This window comes from Sagittula stellata E-37, assembly GCF_039724765.1.
GTDB classification, from domain to species: domain Bacteria; phylum Pseudomonadota; class Alphaproteobacteria; order Rhodobacterales; family Rhodobacteraceae; genus Sagittula; species Sagittula stellata.
The window spans coordinates 833,214-854,337 of record NZ_CP155729.1; the positions used below are offsets into that span (position 1 = coordinate 833,214).

Sequence of the window (21,124 nt, forward strand, 5' to 3'; positions counted from 1 at the left end):
GCTATGGGCTAAGCCGGAAACCAGTGATGGCAAACGGGGACTATGGCATGGATTCGCGCAAGCTGGAGATGACGGTGCTGATGACGCCGGACATGGCGAATTTCAGCGGGAAGGTGCACGGCGGGGCTCTTCTGAATCTCTTGGACCGTGTGGCCTTTTCCTGCGCGTCGCGGTTTTCCCAGCGATACGCCGTCACGCTGTCGGTCGACCAGGTGGTCTTCAAGGAGCCGATCAACGTCGGTGAACTGGTGACCTTCCGGGCCAGCGTGAACCAGGCCGGGCGCACCTCGATGGAGATCGGCATCCGGGTGGAGGCGCAGGACATCCGGTCCGGCCGCAGCCGCCACACGAACTCGTGCTATTTCACCATGGTCGCGGTGGACGACGATGGCCGCCCGGCGGAAGTGCCGGACCTGAAGGTCCTGGATAAGGTGGAAGAGCGGCGGCAAAAGGCGGCAGTGGCACGCAAGCACCTGCGCCGGCAGTTCGAGGAGGAGATGGCGAAGGCGGCAGAAGGCTGACGTAAACGGGCGCTGTCAGCTTCGGGGCAGCGTGTCCGGAACCGAGATGGGCCGGGCTTGGGAACTGAGGCAGCCGTCCTGTACGCGCCGCCAGGTGAGTACGTTCTGGGACATGGCACAGCGGGCGAGGAAGGTTTCGCCGCCGACCGAGAGGCAGGCGATCTGCCCCAGCGGCGTTTCCGAGCCGTCGCGATTTATGCAGGCGCAATCCGTGGGTGTCTCGTCCGCGAGGGCGAGGCCGGGCAGGCTCAACAAGAGAGCAAGGGCATAGCGCATTTCCGCAGCATAACACGACTCGCGGTTGCTGCGTAGCATTATTCATTTGTGCGGGATGGGGTATCATCTCACGCTGTGGGAAATCGTCGGCACGACGCCGTCGTGCTTTCCAGCGCCGGTCAGGATGGATCAACCCAACATGGCGACGCAGCGCAGGGTTCGAAGTGTCGTCTTGATTGCGATCGTCGTGATATTCTGGCCAAGACAGGTGAGGAGAGCGCGTGTCTTCTTCGCGAGGCCGAGCGACAGATCCAGAGTTTTGCGGCAGGTGAGAAACTGGGCTGCGGTTGAGACAATGCCAGCCTTGATCAGGCAGGCCATAGGGTCTCCCAAAGGAATACCGTCCACCGTGTCGAGCACGGCTTCGGCGTCCATGCCTTCCGTGAGGATCTCCCAAGGGTCCTTATCAAACGGAGAGGTCTGTTCCTGCTCCGCTTCGAGAAAGCGTTCGATCCGGTCGTGGTCGTTCAGCGGAATAGACGCGATGAGCCGGTCTTCAACGAAAAAATCGAGTGTTTCGTCCTGACCTCCGTCCATCTGCACGATTTCCATCGTGAAGGTGATTTCGACAGGATCGGCTGTCGGGTTTTCCTTATAGATGCCCAAACAGGTTACCCGCGCGGCATTCCTTTGCAATGCTGCGAGATGGTCGAGGGCGAACTCGACTTGATAGCTTTCGCCATTCTGACCTTCGAAATTGAAGTCATGAAGTTTCATGAGTGCAGCCCGGGCTCGGCGACGCGTTTGAGGAATACCAAAGAATCTTGCTGCGGAACGTATCTTGACGCAAGTATTTTGACGCAAGAGGGATGCCTAGAACGGGACCGCGGGTCGTGTCGACCCGGAGCAAGGCGATACGACCGAGGCGGTTTCTCACCGGCCCACAAGACCTGTGCGCAAAGCCCTTGCCATGTTGGGGTTTCGCGCGTATAGGGGCCGCTCATCCACGGACTCCACTGGAATCAGGGTGACCCTGCGCGGCAACGCAGGCAGGGGCCTACCAGTGATGTTGATTGAAAAGGAGAGGTGCAATGAGCGCCCAGGAACTCCGTGACAAGACACCGGACCAGCTCCGGGACCAGCTTGTCCAATTGAAGAAAGAAGCGTTCAACCTTCGCTTCCAGATGGCCACCGGTGAAGTGTCCAACCCCGCCCGCATCCGTCAGGTGCGCCGCGAGGTTGCTCGCATCAAGACCATCCTGAACGAAAAGGCCGCTGCGGCCGCATCTGTGGAGGCATAACGAAATGCCCAAGCGTATCCTGCAAGGCACCGTCACCTCCACGGCCAACAAGCAGACCGTGACCGTCCAGGTCGTGCGTCGCTTCAAACACCCCGTGCTTCAGAAGACGATCAAGAAGTCCAAGAAGTACCGTGCACATGACGAGAACGAACAGTTCAACGTCGGCGAGTCCGTCCTCATCCGTGAGTGCGCGCCGAAGTCGAAGACGAAGCGTTGGGAAGTCATGACGGAAACGATGCTGGAAGAGCACAACAAGCAGCGCGCGGAAGCCGCCGCCGAGGCTCAGAAGCTCGAAGAAGCCGCGCACGAAGCAGAAGCCGCCCACTAAGGGCACGTCCGGGGCCGTCAACGCGGCCCCGATACAATTCGAAACCCCCGGGTCAATGTTCTCTGCAGAGCGGCCCGGGACGTCGGGAGATAATCCATGATCCAGATGCAGACCAATCTGGATGTCGCTGACAACTCCGGAGCCCGGAAAGTTCAGTGCATCAAGGTTCTGGGCGGTTCCCACCGCCGCTATGCCTCTGTCGGCGACATCATCGTGGTGTCGGTGAAGGAGGCCATTCCGCGTGGTCGCGTGAAGAAAGGTGACGTCCGCAAGGCCGTCGTCGTGCGCACCGCAAAGGAAGTCCGCCGTGAAGACGGCACCTCGATCCGCTTCGACCGCAACGCCGCCGTCATCCTGAACAACTCAGGTGAGCCGGTCGGCACCCGTATCTTCGGGCCGGTCGTGCGCGAGCTGCGTGCCAAGAACTTCATGAAGATCATCTCGCTCGCCCCGGAGGTGCTGTAAGATGGCTGCCAAGCTGAAGAAAGGCGACAAGGTCGTCGTCCTCGCCGGCAAGGACAAGGGCAAGACCGGAGAGATCCAGTCCGTTGACCCCAAATCCGGCAAGGCTGTCGTGGAAGGTCTGAACATGGCCATCCGTCACACCCGCCAGAGCCAGACCTCGCAGGGTGGCCGCGTCCCGAAGGCGCTGCCGATCGACCTGTCGAACCTGGCGATCGTCGATGCCAACGGCAAACCGACCCGCGTCGGCTTCCGCATGGAAGGCGACAAGAAGGTCCGTTACGCCAAGACCACGGGGGACGTGATCGATGCTTGATACCGCAAACTACACCCCGCGTCTGAAGGTCCAGTACAAGGACACGATCAAGGCGGCGCTCAAGGAGCAATTCGGCTACACCAACGACATGCAGATCCCGCGTCTGGACAAGATCGTGATCAACATCGGGTGTGGCGCCGAAGCCGTGCGTGACTCCAAGAAGGCCAAGTCGGCCGTCGAGGATCTCACCAAGATCGCCGGCCAGCAGGCCGTCGGCACCAAGGCGAAGAAGTCGCACGCACCGTTCCGTCTGCGTGAAGGCATGATCATCGGCGCGAAGGTGACCCTTCGTGACGTGCGCATGTACGAATTCCTGGATCGCCTGATCACCGTCGCGATGCCCCGCATCCGCGACTTCCGGGGCGTGAAGGCGTCCTTCGACGGCCGCGGCAACTTTGCCACCGGCCTGAAGGAGCACATCGTGTTCCCGGAGATCGAGTTCGACAAGGTCGACGAAGTGTGGGGGATGGACATCATCATCACCACCACCGCCATCGACTACGGCGATCATACCGCGGACGAGCAGGCGAAAGCGCTGCTGGCCGCATTCAACATGCCGTTCACCAAGGCGTAAGGGGAAAAGACATGGCCAAGAAATCCATGGTCGAGCGCGAGAAGAAGCGCCAGCGTCTGGTGGAGAAGTATGCCGCCAAGCGGGCCGCGCTCAAGGAAGCCGCCAACGACGAATCGAAACCGATGGAAGAGCGTTTCAAGGCGCGCCTGGAGCTTGCTAAGCTGCCGCGCAACTCTGCGCCCTCCCGTCTGCACAACCGCTGCCAGCTGACTGGCCGTCCGCATGCCTACTACCGCAAGCTGAAGATCTCCCGGATCATGCTGCGCGAACTGGGTTCGAACGGCAAGCTGCCCGGCATCGTGAAATCCAGCTGGTAAGGGAGGGTATGATATGAACGATCCTATCGGCGATATGCTCACCCGTATCCGCAACGCGCAGTCCCGCGGCAAGTCGACGACCTCGACCCCCGCATCCAAGCTGCGCGGCTGGGTTCTGGACGTGCTGGCTGACGAAGGCTACATCCGCGGCTACGAAAAGAGCACGGACGAGCGCGGTCACCCCGCGTTCGAGATCAGCCTGAAGTACTTCGACGGCACCCCCGTCATTCGCGAAGTGAAGCGGGTCTCCAAACCCGGTCGTCGCGTCTACATGGGTGTCAATGACATTCCGCAGGTCCGTCAGGGCCTGGGCGTGTCGATTGTCTCCACCCCCAAGGGTGTGATGTCGGACGCAAACGCACGCGCGGCCAACGTTGGCGGCGAAGTGCTCTGCACCGTTTTCTAAGGAGGCTTTCACATGTCTCGTATTGGTAAGAAACCGGTCGAGCTGCCTTCGGGCGTCGAGGCCAAGGTCTCCGGCCAGACCATCGAAGTGAAGGGCCCGAAAGGGACCCAGAGCTTCACTGCCACCGACGACGTGACCATCGTCGTCGAGGACAGCGCCGTGAAGGTGACCCCGCGCGGGTCGTCCAAGCGCGCGCGCCAGCAGTGGGGGATGTCCCGCACCGTCGTCGCCAATCTGGTGCACGGCGTGCAGAACACCTTCAAGAAAGAGCTGGAGATCCAGGGTGTGGGTTACCGGGCGGCGCTGCAGGGCAACAACCTGCGGCTGAACCTCGGCTACTCGCACGACGTGGACTTCGCGATCCCTGATGGCATCACCATCACCTGCCCGAAGCCGACCGAGATCATCATCGAAGGTCACGACGCGCAGCAGGTGGGCCAGGTAGCGGCAAACATCCGCGACTGGCGCCGGCCGGAGCCGTACAAGGGGAAGGGTATCCGCTACAAGGGCGAGTACATCTTCATGAAAGAAGGCAAGAAGAAGTAAGGACGGGAACGATGGCAAATACGAAACGTCAACTGTTCCTCAAGCGCCGTTTGCGCGTCCGGAACAAACTTCGCAAGGTCAACGCCGGGCGCCTGCGCCTGTCGGTGTACCGGTCGAACAAGAACATCTCGGCTCAGCTCATCGACGATGTGGCCGGCAAGACCCTTGCCTCCGCCTCCTCGCTGGAGCCGAGGCTGGGCGTGGTCGGCAAGAACAACGTCGAGGCGGCCGCAAAGGTCGGCGCGGCGATTGCCGAGCGTGCCAAGGCGGCCGGTGTGGAAGAAGCCTACTTCGATCGTGGCGGCTTCCTCTTCCACGGCAAGGTGAAGGCCCTGGCCGACGCCGCGCGTGAAGGCGGTCTGAAGATCTGATGCGTGGCGGGGCGGAGTTTCTCCGCCCTGCTCACCGTCCCGCCGCGGGGGCGTCTGGCGACGTATCCGCGAAAAGGCGACAGAAGGTAGGGTGCGCCTTCGGGGCACCCTCTTTTGCAGGCGGGCCACCGCCTCGATGATCCGGGGTCCGCGTCCGCGCACCACCTGGATTGGCCAAACGGGTGCTCTTGGGCACCACAAGGAAGGAATGCCAGATGGCAGAACGTGATAACCGCCGGGGCAACCGTCGCGACCGCGACGAAACCCCGGAATTCGCAGATCGCCTCGTCGCGATCAACCGTGTGTCCAAGACCGTCAAGGGGGGCAAGCGCTTCGGCTTTGCCGCACTCGTGGTCGTGGGCGACCAGAAGGGCCGCGTCGGCTTCGGCAAGGGCAAGGCGAAGGAGGTCCCCGAGGCCATCCGCAAGGCCACCGAGCAGGCGAAGCGCAAGATGATGCGCGTGCCGCTGAAGGAAGGCCGCACGCTGCACCACGACATCACCGGCCGTCACGGCGCGGGCCGTGTCGTGATGCGCACCGCACCGCAAGGTACGGGGATCATCGCCGGTGGTCCGATGCGCGCCGTGTTCGAGATGCTGGGCGTGCACGACGTGGTCGCCAAGTCGACCGGGTCGCAGAACCCCTACAACATGATCCGCGCCACCCTCGAGGGCCTCTCGAAGGAGCAGTCGCCGCGCAACGTTGCGCAGCGTCGTGGCAAGAAAGTGGCCGACATTCTGCCCAAGCGCGATGAAGCGCCGCAGGATTCGAGCCAGGTCGCTGAGGAGGCGTAACCCATGGCAAAGACCATCGTCGTCAAGCAGATCGGTTCCCCGATCCGCCGCCCGGAAGTTCAGCGCAAGACGCTCATCGGCCTGGGCCTGAACAAGATGCACAAGACCCGCGAACTGGAGGACACCCCCTCCATCCGCGGTATGATCCGCAAGATCCCGCACCTCGTCGAGATCATCGAAGAGCGCGGCTAAGCCGTCCTTCCGGAGAATGAACAGAAACGCCCGCCGGTCCTGCCGGCGGGCGTTTTTCGTTGCTGCCGGCCCTGTCGGTGTTGGCAGAAAAGACCGTTCAAACGATTGATTTTGAAATTAATATTCTGCACAAAACTTATGCGTTTTCTGCATTGCGGCATTGTCGAAACGAGCTTTGTAACCGGCCCTCGGCGCCTCTATCTGCCTCTCAGACAATAACGTCGCATACTGGAGACACCAAATGACCCCCATCTTCCGCAGCATCGCGAAAGGGTTTGTCGTCGAACGGCTGAGAAGCGTTGCGAACCACAAGCCGGTTCCGAGCTGGACAGAATACCTGCGCGCCCAGGGTGGCCTGCGCGGCTGATCGCCCGCACGGCTGAAAAGGTCCGCCAAATCGCCGTCCCGCAAGGGGCGGCGATTTTCGTTTTCGATGCGGGCCCCGTCCTCACGCAGAGTTCAGGTTGCCGGCAACAGGTCAGGCGCTACCCTTGCGTCACCAAATAAATCAGGGAGCGTTTCGATGACCATCAACCGACGGACTTTTCTGCATTCCGCCGCCGCGACCGGGACCATCATGGTTCTGCCCTTCGCCGCCCGCGCCGAGGCGCACATGGGTGACATGTTCGAGACGGACATGGGCTCCGTGACCGTGCACCCCGTCCACCACGCCTCCATCGTGCTGGAGACCCCGGTGGGCGTGATCTATGTCGATCCGGTGGGCGAAGCATCGGAATACGAGGGCCTGCCCGCCCCGGACCTGATCCTGATCACCCACGAGCACGGCGACCACTACAACGCCGAGACGCTCTCTGCCATCAAACCCACGGACAAGCCGGTGGCGGTCTACACCAATCCGGCCGTCTACGACATGCTGAACGAAGACATCAAGCCGAGCGCCGAGGCCATGGCCAACGGCGATTCGAAAACCTTCGGCGAGCTGACAATCGACGCGATCCCCGCGCACAACGTGACCGAGGACCGGATGAACTTCCATCCCGAGGGGCGTGACAACGGCTATGTGCTGACGATGGGCGACTTCCGCATCTACATCTCCGGCGACACGGAACCCACGCCCGAGATGGAAGCGCTGACCGACATCGACCTGTGCTTCATGTGCATGAACCTGCCCTTCACGCAGACCGCCGAGCAGGCCGCCGAGGCGGTCAAGGCCTTCATGCCCGCCGTGGTCTACCCCTATCACTATCGCGGTCGCGAGGGCGGCACACAGGACCCGGAAGCCTTTGCCGAGATGGTCGGCGACGCGACGGAGGTGAAGATGGCGGAGTGGTACAAGCCCGGCGAGCTGGGCTGAGGCAAGCCACACGGGCGCTTGTCATCTCGCGCCCCCTTGCAGGCGAATCGTCCTTCCCGCACTCTGGAGCGGGGAGGACCTGGAATGCTCGATACGACCGGCTTTGACCTGAACGCCATTGGGTCTGACTTCATCGAGAATCCGCATCCGATGTTGGCTGCCTTGCGCCAAAAGGCGCCGCTGCACCGCAACCCCGACGGCTCGGTCTACCTGACCCGCTACGACGACGTGCTGAAGGTGTACCAGTCCCGAACCATGTCATCGGACAAGGCCGAGACCTTCGACGAGAAGTTCGGCGTCTGCCCGCTGAACACCCATCATACCTCCAGCCTCGTGTTCAACGACCCGCCCTATCACACGGTGGTCCGCAAGCTGTTGTCGGGTGCCTTCACGCCGCGCAAGCTGGCGGAGTTCGAACCGCTGACCGAAAACATCGTCGACCGCCTTCTGGACCGGGTGGAGGAGATGGGCCGCTTCGACCTGATCGACGACTTCGCAAAGGTCCTGCCGACCGAGATCATCTCGTTCATGTTGGGCATTCCCGAAGAACACCGGGCCCGTCTGCGCGGCTATTCCCTGGCCATCCTGGGCGCTCTGGATCCGGTCGTTCCGCCGGACAAGCTGGAAGAGGGCAACAGGGCAGTCGCCGAGTTCGGCGCGATCCTGGGCGATCTGATCGACCATCGGCGCCGCCATCCGGATGCGGCACGGCAGGGCGAGGTGCTGCAAAGCCTGATCTTCGGGGAACACGACGGGCGGCGGCTGACACGCGAGGAACTGATCCAGAACTGCATCTTCCTGCTGAACGCGGGGCACGAGACGACCACCAGCCTGGTGGGCAATGCCATCGGGCTGCTGCTGGATTTCCCCTATCAGCACCGCATGCTTCTGGACGATCCGGGGCTGATCGCCACCGCCGTGGAGGAGTTCCTGCGCGTGGAAAGCCCCCTGCAGATCGGCAACCGGCTGGCCGGAGAAGACATCGCCCTGTCGGCCGGCTTGCTGCCGAAGGGCACGTACATCCACACCTCCATCGCCGGTGCCAACCGCGATCCGGAGGTCTTTTCCAATCCCGACGTGCTCGACATCACCCGGCGGCCGAATCGCCAGATCGCGTTTATCACCGGCATTCACGTCTGTCTGGGCGCGACCCTCGCGCGGGTCGAAGGGCGCATTGCCGTCGGGCGGTTCGTGGCGCGGTTTCCACGGCTCGCCCTGAACGGAGAGCGCCGGCGCGTCCCGCTGGCACGGTTCCGGGGATGGGCCACGCTGCCGGTCAGCGTGCGCTGAGACGCAGGTTGCGCGCTGCCCCGGGGGAAGGTGTGTTGGTCGCGGATGGGGTGCGGCGAGGGGGCGCTGCCCCCGCTCCTTCGGAGCCCCCCGAGGTATTTTTCGCCAAGATGAAGGAGGGGCGTTGGTGCGGCGTCGGCAGGTGGCCGCGTTCCGCGTGGGTTGGTCGGGCAAGCCGATCCCGGGCGCGGCGGTTTGGGAAGGCCGCTTGGCGATGGGTGGCTTCGGTTTGGAGGGTGCATGTTTGGGGGCCGGGTGCGGGCCGAGGAGGAGGGTTGGACGAGGCCGCCCCCTGGTGTCAGTCGGTGGTGCGCTGTTTGCGCAGCCGTGCGAAGTAGTCGACGCGCTTGCGCATGTCGCGTTCGAAGCCACGGTCCACAGGGTCGTAGAACCGGGTGCGGCCCATGTCCTCGGGGAAGTAGTCCTGCCCGGAGAAGCCGTCCTCCGCGTCGTGGTCGTAGGCATAGCCGGTGCCGTAGCCCTGGTCCTTCATCAGCCGTGTGGGGGCGTTCAGGATGTGCTTGGGCGGCATCAGGGAGCCGGTGTCCTTCGCCGCCCGCCGCGCCGCCTTGTAGGCCACGTAGGCGGCGTTCGACTTGGGCGCGAGGGCAAGGTAGATCAGCGCCTGCGCGAGGGCGAGTTCGCCCTCGGGCGAGCCCAGGCGTTCGTAGGTGTTCCAGCTGTCGAGGCAGACGGCCTGGGCCTGCGGGTCGGCGAGGCCGATGTCCTCGACTGCCATGCGGGTGATGCGGCGGGCAAGGAAGCGGGGGTCTTCGCCAGCGTCCAGCATCCGCGCGAACCAGTAGAGGGCCGCGTCCGGGTCGCTGCCGCGCACCGACTTGTGCAGCGCAGAGATCAGGTTGTAGTGCCCGTCGCCGGACTTGTCGTATTGCGCCGCGCGTTTCATCAGCCGGGTCTTCAGCCCGTCGGTGCCGAGCGGCGTGGCGATCTTCCACGACATCACCTGTTCGATGAGGTTCAGGAGCGCGCGGCCGTCGCCGTCGGCCATGTCGATCAGTGCGTGGCGCGCGCCTTCGTCCAGCGGCAGCTTGCGGTCCAGCATGGTTTCGGCGCGGGTGGCCAGCTTTTCGAGGTCGTCCACGGAGAGGCGTTCGAGCACCAGCACCTGCGATCGGCTGAGAAGAGCGCGATTCAGCTCGAAGGAGGGGTTCTCGGTGGTGGCGCCGACGAGGAGGATCGTTCCGTCCTCCATGTGGGGCAGGAAGCCGTCCTGCTGCGCCTTGTTGAAGCGGTGGATCTCGTCGACGAACAGGAGTGTGCCATGGCCCTGCTGGCGGCGGAGCTTGGCCGCTTCGAAGACCTTGCGCAGCTCGGGCACGCCGGTGAAGATCGCGCTGATCTGGACGAAGTGCAGGTCGGTGGCGTCGGCCAGAAGCCGCGCGATGGTGGTCTTGCCGACGCCGGGCGGGCCCCAGAAGACGATCGACCCGAGGCTGCCGGCGGCCAGCATGACCCCCAGGGGAGATTCCGGGCCGAGCACCTGTTCCTGCCCGATGACCTCGGCCAGGGTCTGCGGGCGCAGCCGGTCGGCCAATGGGCGCGGTGTGTTGTCGGCGGGCGAGGGGGTGTTGTCGAAGAGGTCGGCCACGGTCAGATCCGGAACTGCAGGATGATGCGGCGATTGCCGCGCAGCGCCTCGATCTGGATCAGGCGGCCGGCACGGCGCATCAGGCGCTCGACGTCGCCGGGCCGGGCGACAGGGGCACCATTGACTCGCAGCACGAGGTCGCCGCGCTGCAGTCCGGCCCGCGTGCCGTAGGGGCCGGGGTCGAGGACGGCGATGCCGTGGCTGGTGGACAGCGGCAGGCCCAGCTCTGCCTGCACGCCCGGATTGACGCGGGCGACAGAGAGGCCGGGCAGGGCGGCATCCTCGCCGAGGCTGACCGTGTCGCGCGGCGGATCCTCTGGCGGGGCGATCATGGCGACGCGCGCGTGGGTGGGTGTGCCGCCACGGGCGTAGAGGACGTCGGCTTCTGCCCCGATGCCGCGCACCGACATGCGGAACAGCGCTTCGGCGGGCGTGTTGACGGCCATGCCGTCGACTTCGAGGATCACGTCGCCGGTGCGCAGACCGGCCTCTGCAAAGGGGCTTGCGGCATGCAGATCGGCGATCACCACGCCGCCGGGCAGGCCGAGGCCCAGCGTTTCGGACAGGTCGGCGTTCACCGGCTGGGCCGTCATGCCGGCCCAGGGCCGCTCGAAACGGGTGTTGCCAGCGGCGGCCTGTTTCACGAACTGGGCCACGAGGCCGGAGGGGATCGCGAAACCGATGCCGTTGGAGCCGCCGGACCGGGTGAGGATGGAGGTGTTGATACCGATCAGCCGCCCCTCGACGTCGATGAGCGCCCCGCCGGAATTGCCGGGGTTGATCGGCGCATCGGTCTGGATGAAGTAGCCGCGCGCGTTGCCGGTGGCTGTGCCGGAACGCGCCAGCCCGCTGACAATGCCCGAAGAGACGGTCTGCCCGACGCCAAAGGGGTTGCCGATGGCCAGAACCAGTTCGCCCACCTCCACCGTGTCGCTGTCCCGCAGCGGCAGGTGGGGCATGTCCGACGCACCTTCGAGCTGAAGGATGGCCAGGTCGGATTCCTCGTCGCCCAGCAGAACCTTTGCCGCGTATTCCTGACGGTTGTTCAGCACCACGCGGATGTCGGTGGCCTGTCCCACGACGTGGTAGTTCGACACCACGATGCCGTCTTCGGACAGGATGACACCGGAGCCGAGCGAGTTCTGGATACGGGGGCGGCCCTGTTGCTGGAAGTCGCGGAAGAGGTTGCCGAAGATCGGATCGTCGGCGAAGGGGCTGCGGTTCCGCTGCACCACACGGCTCGCGTAGATGTTCACCACCGCCGGCGTGGCCTGTTTCACGAGGGGCGCGAAGCTGAGGGAAATCTGCGCCTGGCTTTGCGGCACCTCGGTCTGGGCGAGGGCGGGCTGGGCCAGAATGGCGGTCAGGCAGAGCAGCAGGACGCGCACGGGGAACCTCCGGTTTTCGTGTCCGGTTGATATGCCTGCCGCCGGGGCACGTTTCAACCCGGCGGAACGCCGCTCCGTGCCGGCGCGTTGAGCTTGCAGAAACGGAAAGAAAAGGAGGACCCCATGCCGGAGCGTTTGAAATCCAAGGATGGGCGCCGCGAGACGGAGGCCTATGTCGACGATGTCGACACGCCGTCCGATCAGGGCAGGGCGCAGGGCAACCTTGAACGGAAGGTCGGCACGCGCGACGAGATGAAGCGTGCCGAGAAGGACGATCCGGGCGCCACGCGCGTCACCAAATCGGACGAGCAGGGCGCCGGGAACCTCGGCGGTCATCACGGCACGGACAAGGGGAGCACCTGAGCATGAGCAAGTTGCAGAACGGAACATGGGTGGTGGTGACGGACAGCGAGAAGGCGCTTTTCCTGCGCAACCTGACCGACCATGACAATCCCAACCTCGACGTCTTCGACGAGGACGAGCAGGAGAATCCCTCGGATCGCGAACAGTCCGCCAACCGGCCCGGCCGGATGAACGACACCGGCGTCCAGCAGCGATCCGCGATGGACGACACGGATTGGCACGAACTTCAGAAGGAACGCTTTGCTGCGGACCTTGCCGAGAAGCTCTACGATGAGGCGCACAAGGGGTCGTTTAAGCACCTGGTGATCGTGGCCTCGCCGCAGGTGTTGGGCGTGCTGCGCGACGAGATGCACAAGGAAGTGGCCGACAAGGTCGTCGCCGAAGTGCCGAAGACGCTGACCAACCATCCCGTCCGCGAGATCGAGAAGCTGGTGAAACGGGAGTTGGACGCGGCGTGATGCGTGTCCGGATGGGCGTCCGAGCAATGTCCCTGCGTGGTGAGCCTGCATGACGTCCATGGTGAAGAGAGTAGCGGTGGCGCTTGGCCTTGCGGGCAGCGCCGCCGCGGCGGACGGCCGGCTTTTCCTTCCTTTGGCACCGGAACGCGAGAATCTCGAGGCCTTCAGGTGGTCCGCGCAGCCCGTGCTTGTCTTTGCGCCCGACGAGTCCGATGCGCGCTATACAGTGCAGATCGACGCTCTTAAGTCGGCGGAACGCGGGCTTGCCGAGCGTGACATCGTGGTCCTCACGGACACCGACCCGGACGCGAAAGGGCGTCTCAGGGCTGGGCTGGCGGTCGAGGGGTTCGATGTCCTGCTGGTGGGCAAGGACGGCGGGGTGAAGCTGCGCCAAAGCACACCGCTGTCGGTCGACGAGCTGTTCTCCGCGATTGACGCCATGCCCATGCGGCGGCGCGAGATGGCGGACTGAACTCGCCTAAGTTTGCCAGACCAGAAACCGAGCCAGAAAAAAGCCCCCGTCGCTTGCGCGGCGGGGGCTTTCACTGTCCCGGGTCTGTGACCCACGGAGCGGCGCGGTGCGCCCTCCGGTCTTATTCTTCTGCTTCGAGCGCTTCGAGGCGGGCCTTGTCAGCGGCGCCTTTTGCCTCGGGATCGCGGTCCACCAGCTCGATGATGGCCATCGGGGCCATGTCACCGTAACGGAAGCCGGCTTTCAGCACGCGGGTGTAACCGCCGCTGCGCTCTGCATAGCGCGGGCCGAGGATTTCGAACAGCTTGGCGACGTCCTTGTCTTCCTTGAGCTGGGACGCGGCCTGACGGCGGGCGTGCATGTCGCCGCGCTTGCCGAGCGTGATCAGCTTGTCCATGATCCGCTTCAGTTCTTTTGCCTTCGGCAGGGTGGTCTTGATCTGCTCATGCTCGATGAGCGAGCCGGCCATGTTCGCCCAGAGTGCCTTGCGGTGCTCGTGGGTGCGGTTCAGGCGGCGGTAGCCTTTTGCGTGACGCATTGTCTTACTCCTAATGTGCCCTCTACGGGCGGTTTTGCTTTGTCAGTCCGGCGATGCGTGTCACCGGCTCTCCTTGGGGCAGATGCCCGAAGCGAGGCGTTGCCGCCTCGCTTTTAGGATGGGCCCGGTCAGAAGACGGACCCACCGCTATTCTCAGAACGAGTCTTCCAGCTTCTTGGCCAGGTCCTCGATGTTGTCCGGCGGCCAGTCCTCGACGTCCATGCCAAGGTGCAGTCCCATACCGGACAGCACTTCCTTGATCTCGTTCAAGGACTTGCGGCCGAAGTTCGGGGTGCGCAGCATCTCGGCTTCGGTCTTCTGGATCAGGTCGCCGATGTAGACGATGTTGTCGTTCTTCAGGCAGTTTGCCGAACGGACCGAGAGCTCCAGCTCGTCGACCTTCTTCAGCAGCAGCGGGTTGAACTCCAGACCGTCGTCGTCGTCCTGACGTGTGGCCGACTCGGGCTCTTCGAAGTTGACGAAGATCGAAAGCTGGTCCTGCAGGATGCGCGCCGCGTAGGCGATGGCATCTTCCGGCGTGACGGAGCCGTCGGTTTCCACTTTCATCGTCAGCTTGTCGTAGTCCAGAACCTGGCCTTCGCGGGTCGGCTGAACGTCGTAGGCGACCTTCTTGACCGGCGAATAGATCGCGTCGATCGGGATCAGGCCGATGGGTGCGTCTTCCGGCTTGTTCTTGTCGGCGCTGACATAACCCTTGCCCGTGTTCACGGTGAATTCCATGTACACTTCCGCGCCTTCGTCGACGTGGCAGATGACATGGTCACGGTTGAGGATCTCGATCCCTGCGGATTCGGAGATGTCGCCAGCCTTTACCACGCCGGGACCCTTTGCGGAGACGGACAGGCGCTTGGGCCCTTCCACTTCCATCTTCAGGGCGACCTGCTTGAGGTTCAGGATGATGTCGGTGACGTCTTCGCGCACGCCGGCAACCGAGGAGAACTCGTGCAGGACGTTGTCGATCTGCACGGAGGTGATGGCCGCGCCTTGCAGCGAGGACAGCAGCACACGACGCAGTGCGTTGCCAAGTGTCAGACCAAAGCCCCGCTCCAGCGGTTCGGCGACGCAAGTCGCCTGTTTGGACGGATCAGCGCCCGGCTTGATCTCAAGCTGGGTCGGCTTGATCAATTCTGCCCAATTCTTGTGGATCATGCAGTTCCCTCCATACCTGCCGGCGTCCCATGTCCAATAGATGCCGACGCCCGAGGTTTCGAAACGACAGAACGAGGCAGGGCACTGTGCCCCGCCTCGTCCAATAATCTGGTCGGATCAGACGCGACGGCGCTTCGGCGGACGGCAGCCGTTGTGCGCGATCGGGGTCACGTCGCGGATGGACGTGATGTTGAAGCCGACGGCAGCCAGCGCGCGCAGCGCGGATTCACGGCCCGAACCGGGGCCTTGCACTTCGACTTCGAGCGTCTTGACACCGTGTTCCTGCGCCTTCTTGCCTGCGTCTTCAGCGGCGAGCTGGGCAGCGTAGGGGGTCGACTTGCGCGAACCCTTGAAGCCCATGGTGCCTGCGGAGGACCAGGAGATTGCGTTGCCCTGAACGTCGGAGATCAGGATCTTGGTGTTGTTGAAGGTCGAGTTCACATGCGCCACGCCAGCGGCGATGTTCTTGGAGACCTTTTTCTTGCCGCCGGAGCGGCGAGTATCGCGTGCCATTGGTCGGTGCCTCCCTTACTTCTTCTTGCCTGCGATGGGCTTTGCGGGGCCCTTGCGCGTGCGTGCGTTGGTGTGGGTCCGCTGACCGCGGACGGGGAGGTTGCGACGATGGCGCAGGCCGCGGTAGCAGCCGAGGTCCATCAGGCGCTTGATGTTCATCTGCACGTCGCGGCGCAGGTCGCCCTCGACGGTGTAGTTGGCGTCGATGTGCTCACGGATGGCGAGGACTTCGGCGTCCGAAAGCTCGTTCACGCGACGGGTCGCGTCGATGCCCACGGCTTCGCAGATGGCCCGGGCCGAAGTGTGGCCGATTCCGGTGATATAGGTGAGCGCGATCGGGACGCGCTTGGCGGTCGGGATGTTGACGCCGGCAATACGTGCCAAGTCTCTGTTCCTTTCGTTGCGAGCCCGTAGCGCCGGGCCCTTTTTTCACAACATGAGCCCGTGCGAGCGGCGCACGGGCTGTCCGTCATTTCTCAGGTGATCTGCCCAGCACGAAGGCCTTCGATTCGGGCGGTGTCCCTTGCGGGATGGGGCTACCTAAGGGGCGGACGCCACAACGTCAACCCCTGTCAAGTCCTCGTTTCGGGCAAATCGGAATATAGCCCTGAACGGGCGTACAAGCCAGTACATAAACCATTGTCCGCGCACCCAGATCATGACATTGTGGTGGGGTCAACGAAATTGGTGTGCTCGGGGGAGTGGATGATCCAACAGGTCGTTTACGTCAGTCGCGCGGTTCATCCGATGGGCCGCGGGACTGACAGGGATATCCTGAGCGTGGCGCGGAAACGCAATGCGGAACTTGGCCTAACGGGGTTCCTCTTCCGGACGCGCACCCACTACATCCAGCTCCTCGAAGGTCCGGCCGAGGCGGTCGGGCAGGTGACGGAGTCCCTGCGCCGCGACCCGCGCCATACCGATTTCGACGTGATCCGGACGATGCAGGCCGACACCCGCAGCTTCGGGCGCTTTGCCATGGGCTATGACGACGTGCTGCAAATGCGTGCGGCGGAGTTCATCGAAAGCCTGAAGTCCTCTGCCATCTCGGACTCAAGTTTGCGGGCCCATGTCGAACTGCTGGCCGTGGGACGGCGCACAAAAAAGGCCGCTCTCGCGGCCTCTTTCGGTCAACTCGTTTCGGGGATGACGTTCAGCCGTCGAGCTTCCCGCCAATAGCCGACTTGATCTCGTCGATCTCGCCAAGCCCGTCCACGCGGGTGTGGACACCGGCGTGATAGTAGTAGCCGATCAGCGGGGACGTCTGCTTGTAGTAAGCCATCAGGCGTGTGCGCAGCGACTCCTCGTTGTCGTCGGCGCGGCGCTTGAACTCCGTCCCGCCGCACTTCGTGCACTTGCCGTCCTGGGGGATGGGCTTGGTGATGTCGTTGTAGACCTCGCCGCAGGACCCGCAGGTGGAGCGCGCGGTGATGCGCTTCACAAGGGCTTCGTCCTCGACGCGAAGCTCGACGACCTTGTCAAGAGTCTGGCCCACTTCCTTCAGCAGATCGCCAAGCGCGTCGGCCTGCTTGAGCGTGCGGGGGAAGCCGTCGAAGATGAACCCCGATGCCTTCTCCGTGGTCAGCTTCTCGCGGATCAGGCCGATCACGATCTCGTCGGTGACAAGCTCGCCGCGTGCCATCACGTCGGCGACCTTCTTGCCCATTTCCGTTCCGCTGTCTTTCGCCTCGCGCAGCATGTCGCCGGTCGAGAGTTGCACCATGCCGCGTTCTTCAACCAGAAACCGTGCCTGTGTGCCCTTGCCCGCCCCCGGCGGCCCCAAAAGTATGATATTCATCGCCGCGCAGGCCCTCCACGTTTCTTGCGCGCCTTACCCTTACCACGCAATTGGGATTTCTGGATAAGACCTTCGTATTGATGCGCCAGAAGGTGGCTTTGCACCTGCTGGATGGTGTCCATGGTCACGGAAACCACGATCAGTACGGAAGTACCACCGAAATAGAACGGAATGGCAAGCTGCGTCCGCAGGATCTCCGGCATGAGCGCAACACCGGCCAGGTAGAGCGAGCCCACCACCAGCACGCGGTTCACCACGTATTCGAGATATTCCGCCGTCTTCTTGCCCGGACGGATGCCGGGGACGAAGCCGTTCTGGTTCTTGAGGTTGTCCGCCACGTCGTCCGGCTTGAAGGAGACGTTGAACGTATAGAAGTAGGCGAAGAAGACGATCATCGCCCCGAAGAACAACAGGTAGAGCGGCTGGCCGGGGCCGAAGTAGGCGAGGATCGTCGACATCACCGGTCCGGCGGAATCCGAGCCGGAGAAGGTCGAGATCGTCACCGGCAGCAGCAGCAGCGAAGAGGCGAAGATCGCCGGGATAACGCCCGCCGGGTTCACCTTGACCGGCAGGTGAGAGGACTGCGCCTCGGTCATCTTCATGCCGACCTGGCGGCGCGGATACTGGATGGTGATCTTCCTCAGCGCCCTCTCCATGAAGACGACGAAGGCGATCAGCGCCGCGACCGCTATGATGACGCCAACGATCACCGCCGGGCTGATGGCGCCCGAACGTCCGGAGGCAAAGAACTGTGCCAGCGCGGCGGGCAGTTCGGCCACGATGCCGACGAAGATGATGAGCGAGATACCGTTGCCGACGCCGCGCGCGGTGATCTGTTCACCCAGCCACATCAGGAACATGGTGCCGCCGACAAGCGTGATCACGCAGGCGGCGCGGAAGTACCAGCCGGGATCGGTCACGAGATCGCCGCCCTCAAGGCTGACCGCAAGGCCATAGGCCTGCATGGTCGCCAGCGCCACGGTGGCGTAACGCGTGTACTGGTTGATCTTCTTGCGGCCCTGCTCGCCCTCTTTCTTGAGCTGCTCCAGCGTCGGCACCATGGCCGTCAGGAGCTGCACCATGATGGAGGCGGAGATGTAGGGCATGATCCCCAGCGCGAAGATACCCATCCGTCCGAGCGCGCCGCCGGTGAACATCGACACGATGCCCGCAACGCCGGTCGAGGCCTGTTCGACGAAGTCCCGCAGCGCGGCGCCATCGATCCCGGGAACCGGGATGAAGGTCCCGAGGCGGTAGACGATCAGGAGGCCAAGAGTAAAGAAGATGCGGTTGCGCAGGTCGGTTGCCTTACCCAGCGCGGCCCAGCTGGTGTTGGCGGCCATCTGCTCTGCTGCGGATACCATGCGGATCTCTCTTTTCAGGCAAACGCCGCCAAGACGGGTTTTCCGTCTGGCGGCGCTTTGGGAAAACTGGGGGCTATGTAAGCGGCGCTGGCGCCGCTCACAACCCGGTTTTGCGCCGCGTGGCGCGGTCGGAAATTATTCCGCAGCCGCGACCTTGAGCGCGCCACCGGCCTTTTCGACCGCTTCGACAGCCGACTTGGAAGCGCCGGTCACGTCGATGGTCAGGGCAGTGGTCACGTCGCCCTTGGCGAGGACGCGGATGCCATCCAGCTTGCGGCGGACGAGGCCCGAGGACACCAGCGTGTCTTCGTTGATGTTCGCGGCGTCCAGCTTGCCCGCGTCGACGAACTTCTGGATCAGGCCCAGGTTCACGACGGCAAAGCTCAGGCGGTTCGGCTTGGTGAAGCCGCGCTTGGGCAGGCGCTGGTAGAGCGGCATCTGGCCGCCTTCGTAGCCGTTGATTGCCACGCCCGAACGGGATTTCTGACCCTTGATACCACGGCCACCCATCTTGCCCTTGCCCGAACCCGGGCCGCGGCCGATGCGTTTCTTGGTCTTGGTTGCGCCGGGATTGTCGCGCAGTTCATTCAGTTTCATGTCGCTTCTCCAATGCCGGATGTGACCCTCGAAGCGATACGGGCCAACCACGGCTTTTCTTGACTTTGAAGTGCGGCCGCGCAAGTCGAGTCGGGCCACCGGGGGCGTATAGTCGCTGAGGGCCTGCCGCGCAAGGGAGGAGTGTCGCCCGATTCCCCTGGGCGATCTGGCGCGTGTGGTGGTTCAGAGGGGACTTTTGTGGCGTGATCCTCTTGTCGGTTCGGCGCGGGGGCACTTTCAGTCCTGTCAGGGTGCCGCGCAATAAACGCTGCACTTTGTGCGCTAGCGATTGACTTTCCGCACCGCAGCGATCATATGCCCCTCAGCCGCACCCGCCGCGTGAGCGGGGCAGATGGGCAACATGGCCCGCACGGCTGTTTCGGCACGTCAAACCTGCCGACCTGAACTCCCTGACATGGCTCCCACATCACGCTTGGGTCCAGACCCGCGACAGGCGCCCGACATACGGTCCGGTGCCCGCGTTCGCGGTCCCCTTGCGGTCCTGCCCTTCCGGCGGGTGCCACGTTATTCGCGCCGTTTTGGCGCATCGAAGGAACACCTTTTGGATTTTGACATGCTGGGGCTGCCGCCCCGCCTTCTGACGAACCTCGCCGACCTGAACATCACCGATCCGACCCCGATCCAGTCGCAGGCCATCCCGCACGCCCTGAACGGCCGCGATGTCATGGGCCTTGCGCAGACGGGGACGGGCAAGACCGCCGCCTTCGGCCTGCCGATCGTCACCACCATCATGCGCGACCAGACGCGCCCGGGGCCGAAGCAGGTCCATGGCCTGATCCTTGCGCCGACCCGCGAGCTCGCCAAGCAGATCGTCGACAACCTGCGCGCCTACGCCGCGAACACCCCGGTCAAGATCGGGCTGGTCACGGGCGGCAATTCCATCAACGGGCAGATCAACCGTCTGGCCAAGGGCACCGACCTTCTGGTCGCCACACCGGGCCGCCTGATCGACCTGATGGAGCAGAAGGCCGTGCGGCTGGATGCGACCCGTTTCCTCGTGCTGGACGAGGCCGACCAGATGCTGGACCTCGGCTTCATCCACGCGCTGCGCCAGATCGCCAGGGTTCTGCCGAAGGAACGCCAGACGATGCTGTTCTCGGCCACCATGCCGAAGCAGATGGCCGAGATCGCCTCGGCTTACCTGACCGACCCGGTCCGGATCGAGGTGACGCCTCCGGGCAAGCCGGTGGAGCGCATCGAGCAGTCGGTGCACTTCGTCGAGCAGAAGGCCAAGACGCCGCTGTTGGTCCACCATCTCGACCTTCACCGCACCGAGGCCGCTCTGGTCTTTGCCCGTACCAAGCACGGTGCGGAAAAGCTGAAGCGCCATCTTGAGGACAAGGGTTTCGCCGCTGGCTCGATTCACGGCAACAAGAGCCAGGGTCAGCGGGACCGCGCCCTGAAGGCCTTCCGTGAGGGAGAGCTGACGGTGCTCGTGGCCACGGACGTGGCGGCCCGCGGGATCGACATTCCGTCGGTGCGCTACGTCTACAACTACGACCTGCCCAACGTCGCCGACAACTACGTCCACCGCATCGGGCGCACCGCGCGCGCGGGCCGTGACGGTACGGCGATCGCCTATTGCTCGGCCGAGGAAATGGGTGAGTTCAAGGCCATCGTGAAAGTGATGGGCCGTGAGATCGCGGTGGCGAGCGGCGAAGCCTGGGAACCGGTCAAGCCGGCGGGACGCGGCAACGGTCGTGGTCGCGGCGGTCGTCCCGGTGGCGGCGGGCACGGCGCGAAGCACGGCGGCGGTCACAAGCCGGCGCATGCCAAGCCCGCGGCGGCCAAGGGTCGTCCGCGCCGTCAGCGCCGCGCCAAAGCTGCCTGAGCCGAATTGACAAGCGAAGGCCGTCCCGTGTCCTGCGGGACGGCCTTCGCATG

At 63.9% G+C, this 21,124-nt stretch carries 31 protein-coding genes; 20 read left to right on the forward strand and 11 right to left on the reverse strand.

Annotated features, from left to right (window positions below; translation table 11 throughout):
* Nucleotides 1-47: 47 nt before the first annotated feature.
* Nucleotides 48-521 (forward strand): acyl-CoA thioesterase, encoded by a 474-nt coding sequence (locus tag ABFK29_RS03835; protein ID WP_040604098.1) that lies wholly within the window; start codon nt 48-50, stop codon nt 519-521.
* Between the two features lie 15 nt (nt 522-536).
* On the opposite strand, the gene ABFK29_RS03840 is transcribed toward ABFK29_RS03835, so the two are convergent.
* Both ABFK29_RS03840 and ABFK29_RS03845 read right to left on the reverse strand, forming a co-directional pair.
* Nucleotides 537-797, reverse strand: coding sequence for a hypothetical protein (locus tag ABFK29_RS03840; RefSeq protein WP_040604099.1), 261 nt, complete (start codon nt 795-797; stop codon nt 537-539).
* Nucleotides 798-926: 129 nt separating this feature from the next.
* Nucleotides 927-1,514, reverse strand: a complete 588-nt coding sequence (locus tag ABFK29_RS03845; RefSeq protein WP_005854823.1) for a hypothetical protein — start codon at nt 1,512-1,514, stop codon at nt 927-929.
* A gap of 314 nt (nt 1,515-1,828) precedes the next feature.
* On the opposite strand from ABFK29_RS03845, the gene rpmC reads away from it, so the two are divergent.
* The 14 genes from rpmC to ABFK29_RS03915 all read left to right on the forward strand — a co-directional run bounded on the left by rpmC (nt 1,829) and on the right by ABFK29_RS03915 (nt 8,949).
* Nucleotides 1,829-2,038, forward strand: a complete 210-nt coding sequence (gene rpmC, locus ABFK29_RS03850; protein ID WP_005854825.1) for a 50S ribosomal protein L29 — start codon at nt 1,829-1,831, stop codon at nt 2,036-2,038.
* A gap of 4 nt (nt 2,039-2,042) precedes the next feature.
* Nucleotides 2,043-2,366 carry a 30S ribosomal protein S17 gene (gene rpsQ / locus ABFK29_RS03855; RefSeq protein WP_005854827.1) on the forward strand — a complete coding sequence of 108 codons (324 nt, stop codon included), beginning with the start codon at nt 2,043-2,045 and terminating at the stop codon, nt 2,364-2,366.
* A gap of 96 nt (nt 2,367-2,462) precedes the next feature.
* Nucleotides 2,463-2,831: a 50S ribosomal protein L14 gene (rplN, locus tag ABFK29_RS03860; protein WP_005854833.1), complete on the forward strand. Its 369-nt coding sequence runs from the start codon at nt 2,463-2,465 to the stop codon at nt 2,829-2,831.
* Nucleotide 2,832: 1 nt separating this feature from the next.
* Nucleotides 2,833-3,144: a 50S ribosomal protein L24 gene (gene rplX / locus ABFK29_RS03865; RefSeq protein WP_005854835.1), complete on the forward strand. Its 312-nt coding sequence runs from the start codon at nt 2,833-2,835 to the stop codon at nt 3,142-3,144.
* Nucleotides 3,137-3,718, forward strand: coding sequence for a 50S ribosomal protein L5 (gene rplE / locus ABFK29_RS03870; protein WP_005854837.1), 582 nt, complete (start codon nt 3,137-3,139; stop codon nt 3,716-3,718). The genes rplX and rplE overlap by 8 nt, the downstream gene beginning before the upstream one ends.
* A gap of 11 nt (nt 3,719-3,729) precedes the next feature.
* Nucleotides 3,730-4,035, forward strand: coding sequence for a 30S ribosomal protein S14 (gene rpsN / locus ABFK29_RS03875; RefSeq protein WP_005854839.1), 306 nt, complete (start codon nt 3,730-3,732; stop codon nt 4,033-4,035).
* Between the two features lie 13 nt (nt 4,036-4,048).
* Nucleotides 4,049-4,441 (forward strand): 30S ribosomal protein S8, encoded by a 393-nt coding sequence (rpsH, locus tag ABFK29_RS03880; protein WP_005854841.1) that lies wholly within the window; start codon nt 4,049-4,051, stop codon nt 4,439-4,441.
* A 12-nt stretch (nt 4,442-4,453) separates the two neighbouring features.
* Nucleotides 4,454-4,987 carry a 50S ribosomal protein L6 gene (gene rplF, locus ABFK29_RS03885; RefSeq protein ID WP_005854842.1) on the forward strand — a complete coding sequence of 178 codons (534 nt, stop codon included), beginning with the start codon at nt 4,454-4,456 and terminating at the stop codon, nt 4,985-4,987.
* An 11-nt stretch (nt 4,988-4,998) separates the two neighbouring features.
* Nucleotides 4,999-5,358 (forward strand): 50S ribosomal protein L18, encoded by a 360-nt coding sequence (gene rplR / locus ABFK29_RS03890; protein ID WP_005854844.1) that lies wholly within the window; start codon nt 4,999-5,001, stop codon nt 5,356-5,358.
* Nucleotides 5,359-5,573: 215 nt separating this feature from the next.
* Nucleotides 5,574-6,152: a 30S ribosomal protein S5 gene (gene rpsE, locus ABFK29_RS03895; protein WP_005854846.1), complete on the forward strand. Its 579-nt coding sequence runs from the start codon at nt 5,574-5,576 to the stop codon at nt 6,150-6,152.
* Between the two features lie 3 nt (nt 6,153-6,155).
* Nucleotides 6,156-6,344, forward strand: a complete 189-nt coding sequence (gene rpmD, locus ABFK29_RS03900; protein WP_005854847.1) for a 50S ribosomal protein L30 — start codon at nt 6,156-6,158, stop codon at nt 6,342-6,344.
* 241 nt (nt 6,345-6,585) lie between these two features.
* Nucleotides 6,586-6,711 (forward strand): hypothetical protein, encoded by a 126-nt coding sequence (locus ABFK29_RS03905; protein ID WP_005854848.1) that lies wholly within the window; start codon nt 6,586-6,588, stop codon nt 6,709-6,711.
* Between the two features lie 156 nt (nt 6,712-6,867).
* Entirely contained in the window at nt 6,868-7,659 is a 792-nt protein-coding gene (locus ABFK29_RS03910; RefSeq protein ID WP_005854850.1) for an MBL fold metallo-hydrolase, read from the forward strand.
* A gap of 84 nt (nt 7,660-7,743) precedes the next feature.
* On the forward strand, nt 7,744-8,949 hold the full coding sequence (locus tag ABFK29_RS03915; RefSeq protein ID WP_005854852.1) for a cytochrome P450: 1,206 nt from the start codon (nt 7,744-7,746) through the stop codon (nt 8,947-8,949).
* 298 nt (nt 8,950-9,247) lie between these two features.
* On the opposite strand, the gene ABFK29_RS03920 is transcribed toward ABFK29_RS03915, so the two are convergent.
* Both ABFK29_RS03920 and ABFK29_RS03925 read right to left on the reverse strand, forming a co-directional pair.
* Nucleotides 9,248-10,558, reverse strand: coding sequence for a replication-associated recombination protein A (locus tag ABFK29_RS03920; protein ID WP_005854854.1), 1,311 nt, complete (start codon nt 10,556-10,558; stop codon nt 9,248-9,250).
* A 2-nt stretch (nt 10,559-10,560) separates the two neighbouring features.
* The gene (locus ABFK29_RS03925) at nt 10,561-11,946 is read right to left on the reverse strand and encodes a trypsin-like peptidase domain-containing protein (RefSeq protein WP_005854856.1); all 1,386 of its coding nucleotides are present in this window, start codon (nt 11,944-11,946) and stop codon (nt 10,561-10,563) included.
* Between the two features lie 123 nt (nt 11,947-12,069).
* On the opposite strand from ABFK29_RS03925, the gene ABFK29_RS03930 reads away from it, so the two are divergent.
* From ABFK29_RS03930 to ABFK29_RS03940, 3 genes are read left to right on the forward strand one after another with little or no spacing between them, the layout of a single operon-like run.
* Nucleotides 12,070-12,309 (forward strand): hypothetical protein, encoded by a 240-nt coding sequence (locus tag ABFK29_RS03930; RefSeq protein WP_040603996.1) that lies wholly within the window; start codon nt 12,070-12,072, stop codon nt 12,307-12,309.
* Between the two features lie 2 nt (nt 12,310-12,311).
* Nucleotides 12,312-12,767, forward strand: a complete 456-nt coding sequence (locus ABFK29_RS03935; protein ID WP_005854861.1) for a host attachment family protein — start codon at nt 12,312-12,314, stop codon at nt 12,765-12,767.
* A gap of 49 nt (nt 12,768-12,816) precedes the next feature.
* Nucleotides 12,817-13,239 (forward strand): DUF4174 domain-containing protein, encoded by a 423-nt coding sequence (locus ABFK29_RS03940; RefSeq protein ID WP_040603997.1) that lies wholly within the window; start codon nt 12,817-12,819, stop codon nt 13,237-13,239.
* A 121-nt stretch (nt 13,240-13,360) separates the two neighbouring features.
* Here ABFK29_RS03940 and rplQ read toward each other — a convergent pair whose 3' ends face one another.
* The 4 genes from rplQ to rpsM form a co-directional block, all read right to left on the reverse strand.
* Nucleotides 13,361-13,777, reverse strand: coding sequence for a 50S ribosomal protein L17 (rplQ, locus tag ABFK29_RS03945; RefSeq protein WP_005854865.1), 417 nt, complete (start codon nt 13,775-13,777; stop codon nt 13,361-13,363).
* A gap of 153 nt (nt 13,778-13,930) precedes the next feature.
* A complete protein-coding gene (locus ABFK29_RS03950) occupies nt 13,931-14,947 on the reverse strand; it encodes a DNA-directed RNA polymerase subunit alpha (RefSeq protein ID WP_005854867.1) in 1,017 nt (338 codons plus the stop codon).
* Nucleotides 14,948-15,064: 117 nt separating this feature from the next.
* Nucleotides 15,065-15,460 (reverse strand): 30S ribosomal protein S11, encoded by a 396-nt coding sequence (gene rpsK, locus ABFK29_RS03955; protein WP_005854868.1) that lies wholly within the window; start codon nt 15,458-15,460, stop codon nt 15,065-15,067.
* 15 nt (nt 15,461-15,475) lie between these two features.
* Nucleotides 15,476-15,844 (reverse strand): 30S ribosomal protein S13, encoded by a 369-nt coding sequence (rpsM, locus tag ABFK29_RS03960; RefSeq protein ID WP_005854870.1) that lies wholly within the window; start codon nt 15,842-15,844, stop codon nt 15,476-15,478.
* Between the two features lie 321 nt (nt 15,845-16,165).
* Between rpsM and ABFK29_RS03965 the strand changes: the two genes are divergently transcribed.
* Nucleotides 16,166-16,639: a BLUF domain-containing protein gene (locus ABFK29_RS03965; RefSeq protein ID WP_005854872.1), complete on the forward strand. Its 474-nt coding sequence runs from the start codon at nt 16,166-16,168 to the stop codon at nt 16,637-16,639.
* Here ABFK29_RS03965 and ABFK29_RS03970 read toward each other — a convergent pair.
* From ABFK29_RS03970 to rplO, 3 genes are all read right to left on the reverse strand, one after another.
* Nucleotides 16,614-17,258, reverse strand: coding sequence for an adenylate kinase (locus ABFK29_RS03970; RefSeq protein WP_005854874.1), 645 nt, complete (start codon nt 17,256-17,258; stop codon nt 16,614-16,616). The genes ABFK29_RS03965 and ABFK29_RS03970 overlap by 26 nt on opposite strands.
* The gene (secY, locus tag ABFK29_RS03975; RefSeq protein ID WP_040603998.1) at nt 17,255-18,622 is read right to left on the reverse strand and encodes a preprotein translocase subunit SecY; all 1,368 of its coding nucleotides are present in this window, start codon (nt 18,620-18,622) and stop codon (nt 17,255-17,257) included. Before secY ends, ABFK29_RS03970 begins: the two co-directional genes overlap by 4 nt.
* 135 nt (nt 18,623-18,757) lie before the next feature.
* Nucleotides 18,758-19,219 (reverse strand): 50S ribosomal protein L15, encoded by a 462-nt coding sequence (rplO, locus tag ABFK29_RS03980; protein ID WP_005854878.1) that lies wholly within the window; start codon nt 19,217-19,219, stop codon nt 18,758-18,760.
* A 574-nt stretch (nt 19,220-19,793) separates the two neighbouring features.
* On the opposite strand from rplO, the gene ABFK29_RS03985 reads away from it, so the two are divergent.
* Nucleotides 19,794-21,071, forward strand: a complete 1,278-nt coding sequence (locus tag ABFK29_RS03985) for a DEAD/DEAH box helicase (protein WP_005854880.1) — start codon at nt 19,794-19,796, stop codon at nt 21,069-21,071.
* Nucleotides 21,072-21,124 lie beyond the last annotated feature (53 nt).

Bases quoted from the DNA above. Each gene is read 5' to 3' on its own strand.
- ABFK29_RS03835 (WP_040604098.1), top strand. From the start codon at position 48: ATGGATTCGCGCAAGCTGGAGATGACGGTGCTGATGACGCCGGACATG.
- ABFK29_RS03840 (WP_040604099.1), bottom strand. From the start codon at position 797: ATGCGCTATGCCCTTGCTCTCTTGTTGAGCCTGCCCGGCCTCGCCCTC.
- ABFK29_RS03845 (WP_005854823.1), bottom strand. From the start codon at position 1,514: ATGAAACTTCATGACTTCAATTTCGAAGGTCAGAATGGCGAAAGCTAT.
- rpmC (WP_005854825.1), top strand. From the start codon at position 1,829: ATGAGCGCCCAGGAACTCCGTGACAAGACACCGGACCAGCTCCGGGAC.
- rpsQ (WP_005854827.1), top strand. From the start codon at position 2,043: ATGCCCAAGCGTATCCTGCAAGGCACCGTCACCTCCACGGCCAACAAG.
- rplN (WP_005854833.1), top strand. From the start codon at position 2,463: ATGATCCAGATGCAGACCAATCTGGATGTCGCTGACAACTCCGGAGCC.
- rplX (WP_005854835.1), top strand. From the start codon at position 2,833: ATGGCTGCCAAGCTGAAGAAAGGCGACAAGGTCGTCGTCCTCGCCGGC.
- rplE (WP_005854837.1), top strand. From the start codon at position 3,137: ATGCTTGATACCGCAAACTACACCCCGCGTCTGAAGGTCCAGTACAAG.
- rpsN (WP_005854839.1), top strand. From the start codon at position 3,730: ATGGCCAAGAAATCCATGGTCGAGCGCGAGAAGAAGCGCCAGCGTCTG.
- rpsH (WP_005854841.1), top strand. From the start codon at position 4,049: ATGAACGATCCTATCGGCGATATGCTCACCCGTATCCGCAACGCGCAG.
- rplF (WP_005854842.1), top strand. From the start codon at position 4,454: ATGTCTCGTATTGGTAAGAAACCGGTCGAGCTGCCTTCGGGCGTCGAG.
- rplR (WP_005854844.1), top strand. From the start codon at position 4,999: ATGGCAAATACGAAACGTCAACTGTTCCTCAAGCGCCGTTTGCGCGTC.
- rpsE (WP_005854846.1), top strand. From the start codon at position 5,574: ATGGCAGAACGTGATAACCGCCGGGGCAACCGTCGCGACCGCGACGAA.
- rpmD (WP_005854847.1), top strand. From the start codon at position 6,156: ATGGCAAAGACCATCGTCGTCAAGCAGATCGGTTCCCCGATCCGCCGC.
- ABFK29_RS03905 (WP_005854848.1), top strand. From the start codon at position 6,586: ATGACCCCCATCTTCCGCAGCATCGCGAAAGGGTTTGTCGTCGAACGG.
- ABFK29_RS03910 (WP_005854850.1), top strand. From the start codon at position 6,868: ATGACCATCAACCGACGGACTTTTCTGCATTCCGCCGCCGCGACCGGG.
- ABFK29_RS03915 (WP_005854852.1), top strand. From the start codon at position 7,744: ATGCTCGATACGACCGGCTTTGACCTGAACGCCATTGGGTCTGACTTC.
- ABFK29_RS03930 (WP_040603996.1), top strand. From the start codon at position 12,070: ATGCCGGAGCGTTTGAAATCCAAGGATGGGCGCCGCGAGACGGAGGCC.
- ABFK29_RS03935 (WP_005854861.1), top strand. From the start codon at position 12,312: ATGAGCAAGTTGCAGAACGGAACATGGGTGGTGGTGACGGACAGCGAG.
- ABFK29_RS03940 (WP_040603997.1), top strand. From the start codon at position 12,817: ATGACGTCCATGGTGAAGAGAGTAGCGGTGGCGCTTGGCCTTGCGGGC.
- rplQ (WP_005854865.1), bottom strand. From the start codon at position 13,777: ATGCGTCACGCAAAAGGCTACCGCCGCCTGAACCGCACCCACGAGCAC.
- ABFK29_RS03950 (WP_005854867.1), bottom strand. From the start codon at position 14,947: ATGATCCACAAGAATTGGGCAGAATTGATCAAGCCGACCCAGCTTGAG.
- rpsK (WP_005854868.1), bottom strand. From the start codon at position 15,460: ATGGCACGCGATACTCGCCGCTCCGGCGGCAAGAAAAAGGTCTCCAAG.
- ABFK29_RS03965 (WP_005854872.1), top strand. From the start codon at position 16,166: ATGATCCAACAGGTCGTTTACGTCAGTCGCGCGGTTCATCCGATGGGC.
- ABFK29_RS03970 (WP_005854874.1), bottom strand. From the start codon at position 17,258: ATGAATATCATACTTTTGGGGCCGCCGGGGGCGGGCAAGGGCACACAG.
- secY (WP_040603998.1), bottom strand. From the start codon at position 18,622: ATGGTATCCGCAGCAGAGCAGATGGCCGCCAACACCAGCTGGGCCGCG.
- rplO (WP_005854878.1), bottom strand. From the start codon at position 19,219: ATGAAACTGAATGAACTGCGCGACAATCCCGGCGCAACCAAGACCAAG.
- ABFK29_RS03985 (WP_005854880.1), top strand. From the start codon at position 19,794: ATGCTGGGGCTGCCGCCCCGCCTTCTGACGAACCTCGCCGACCTGAAC.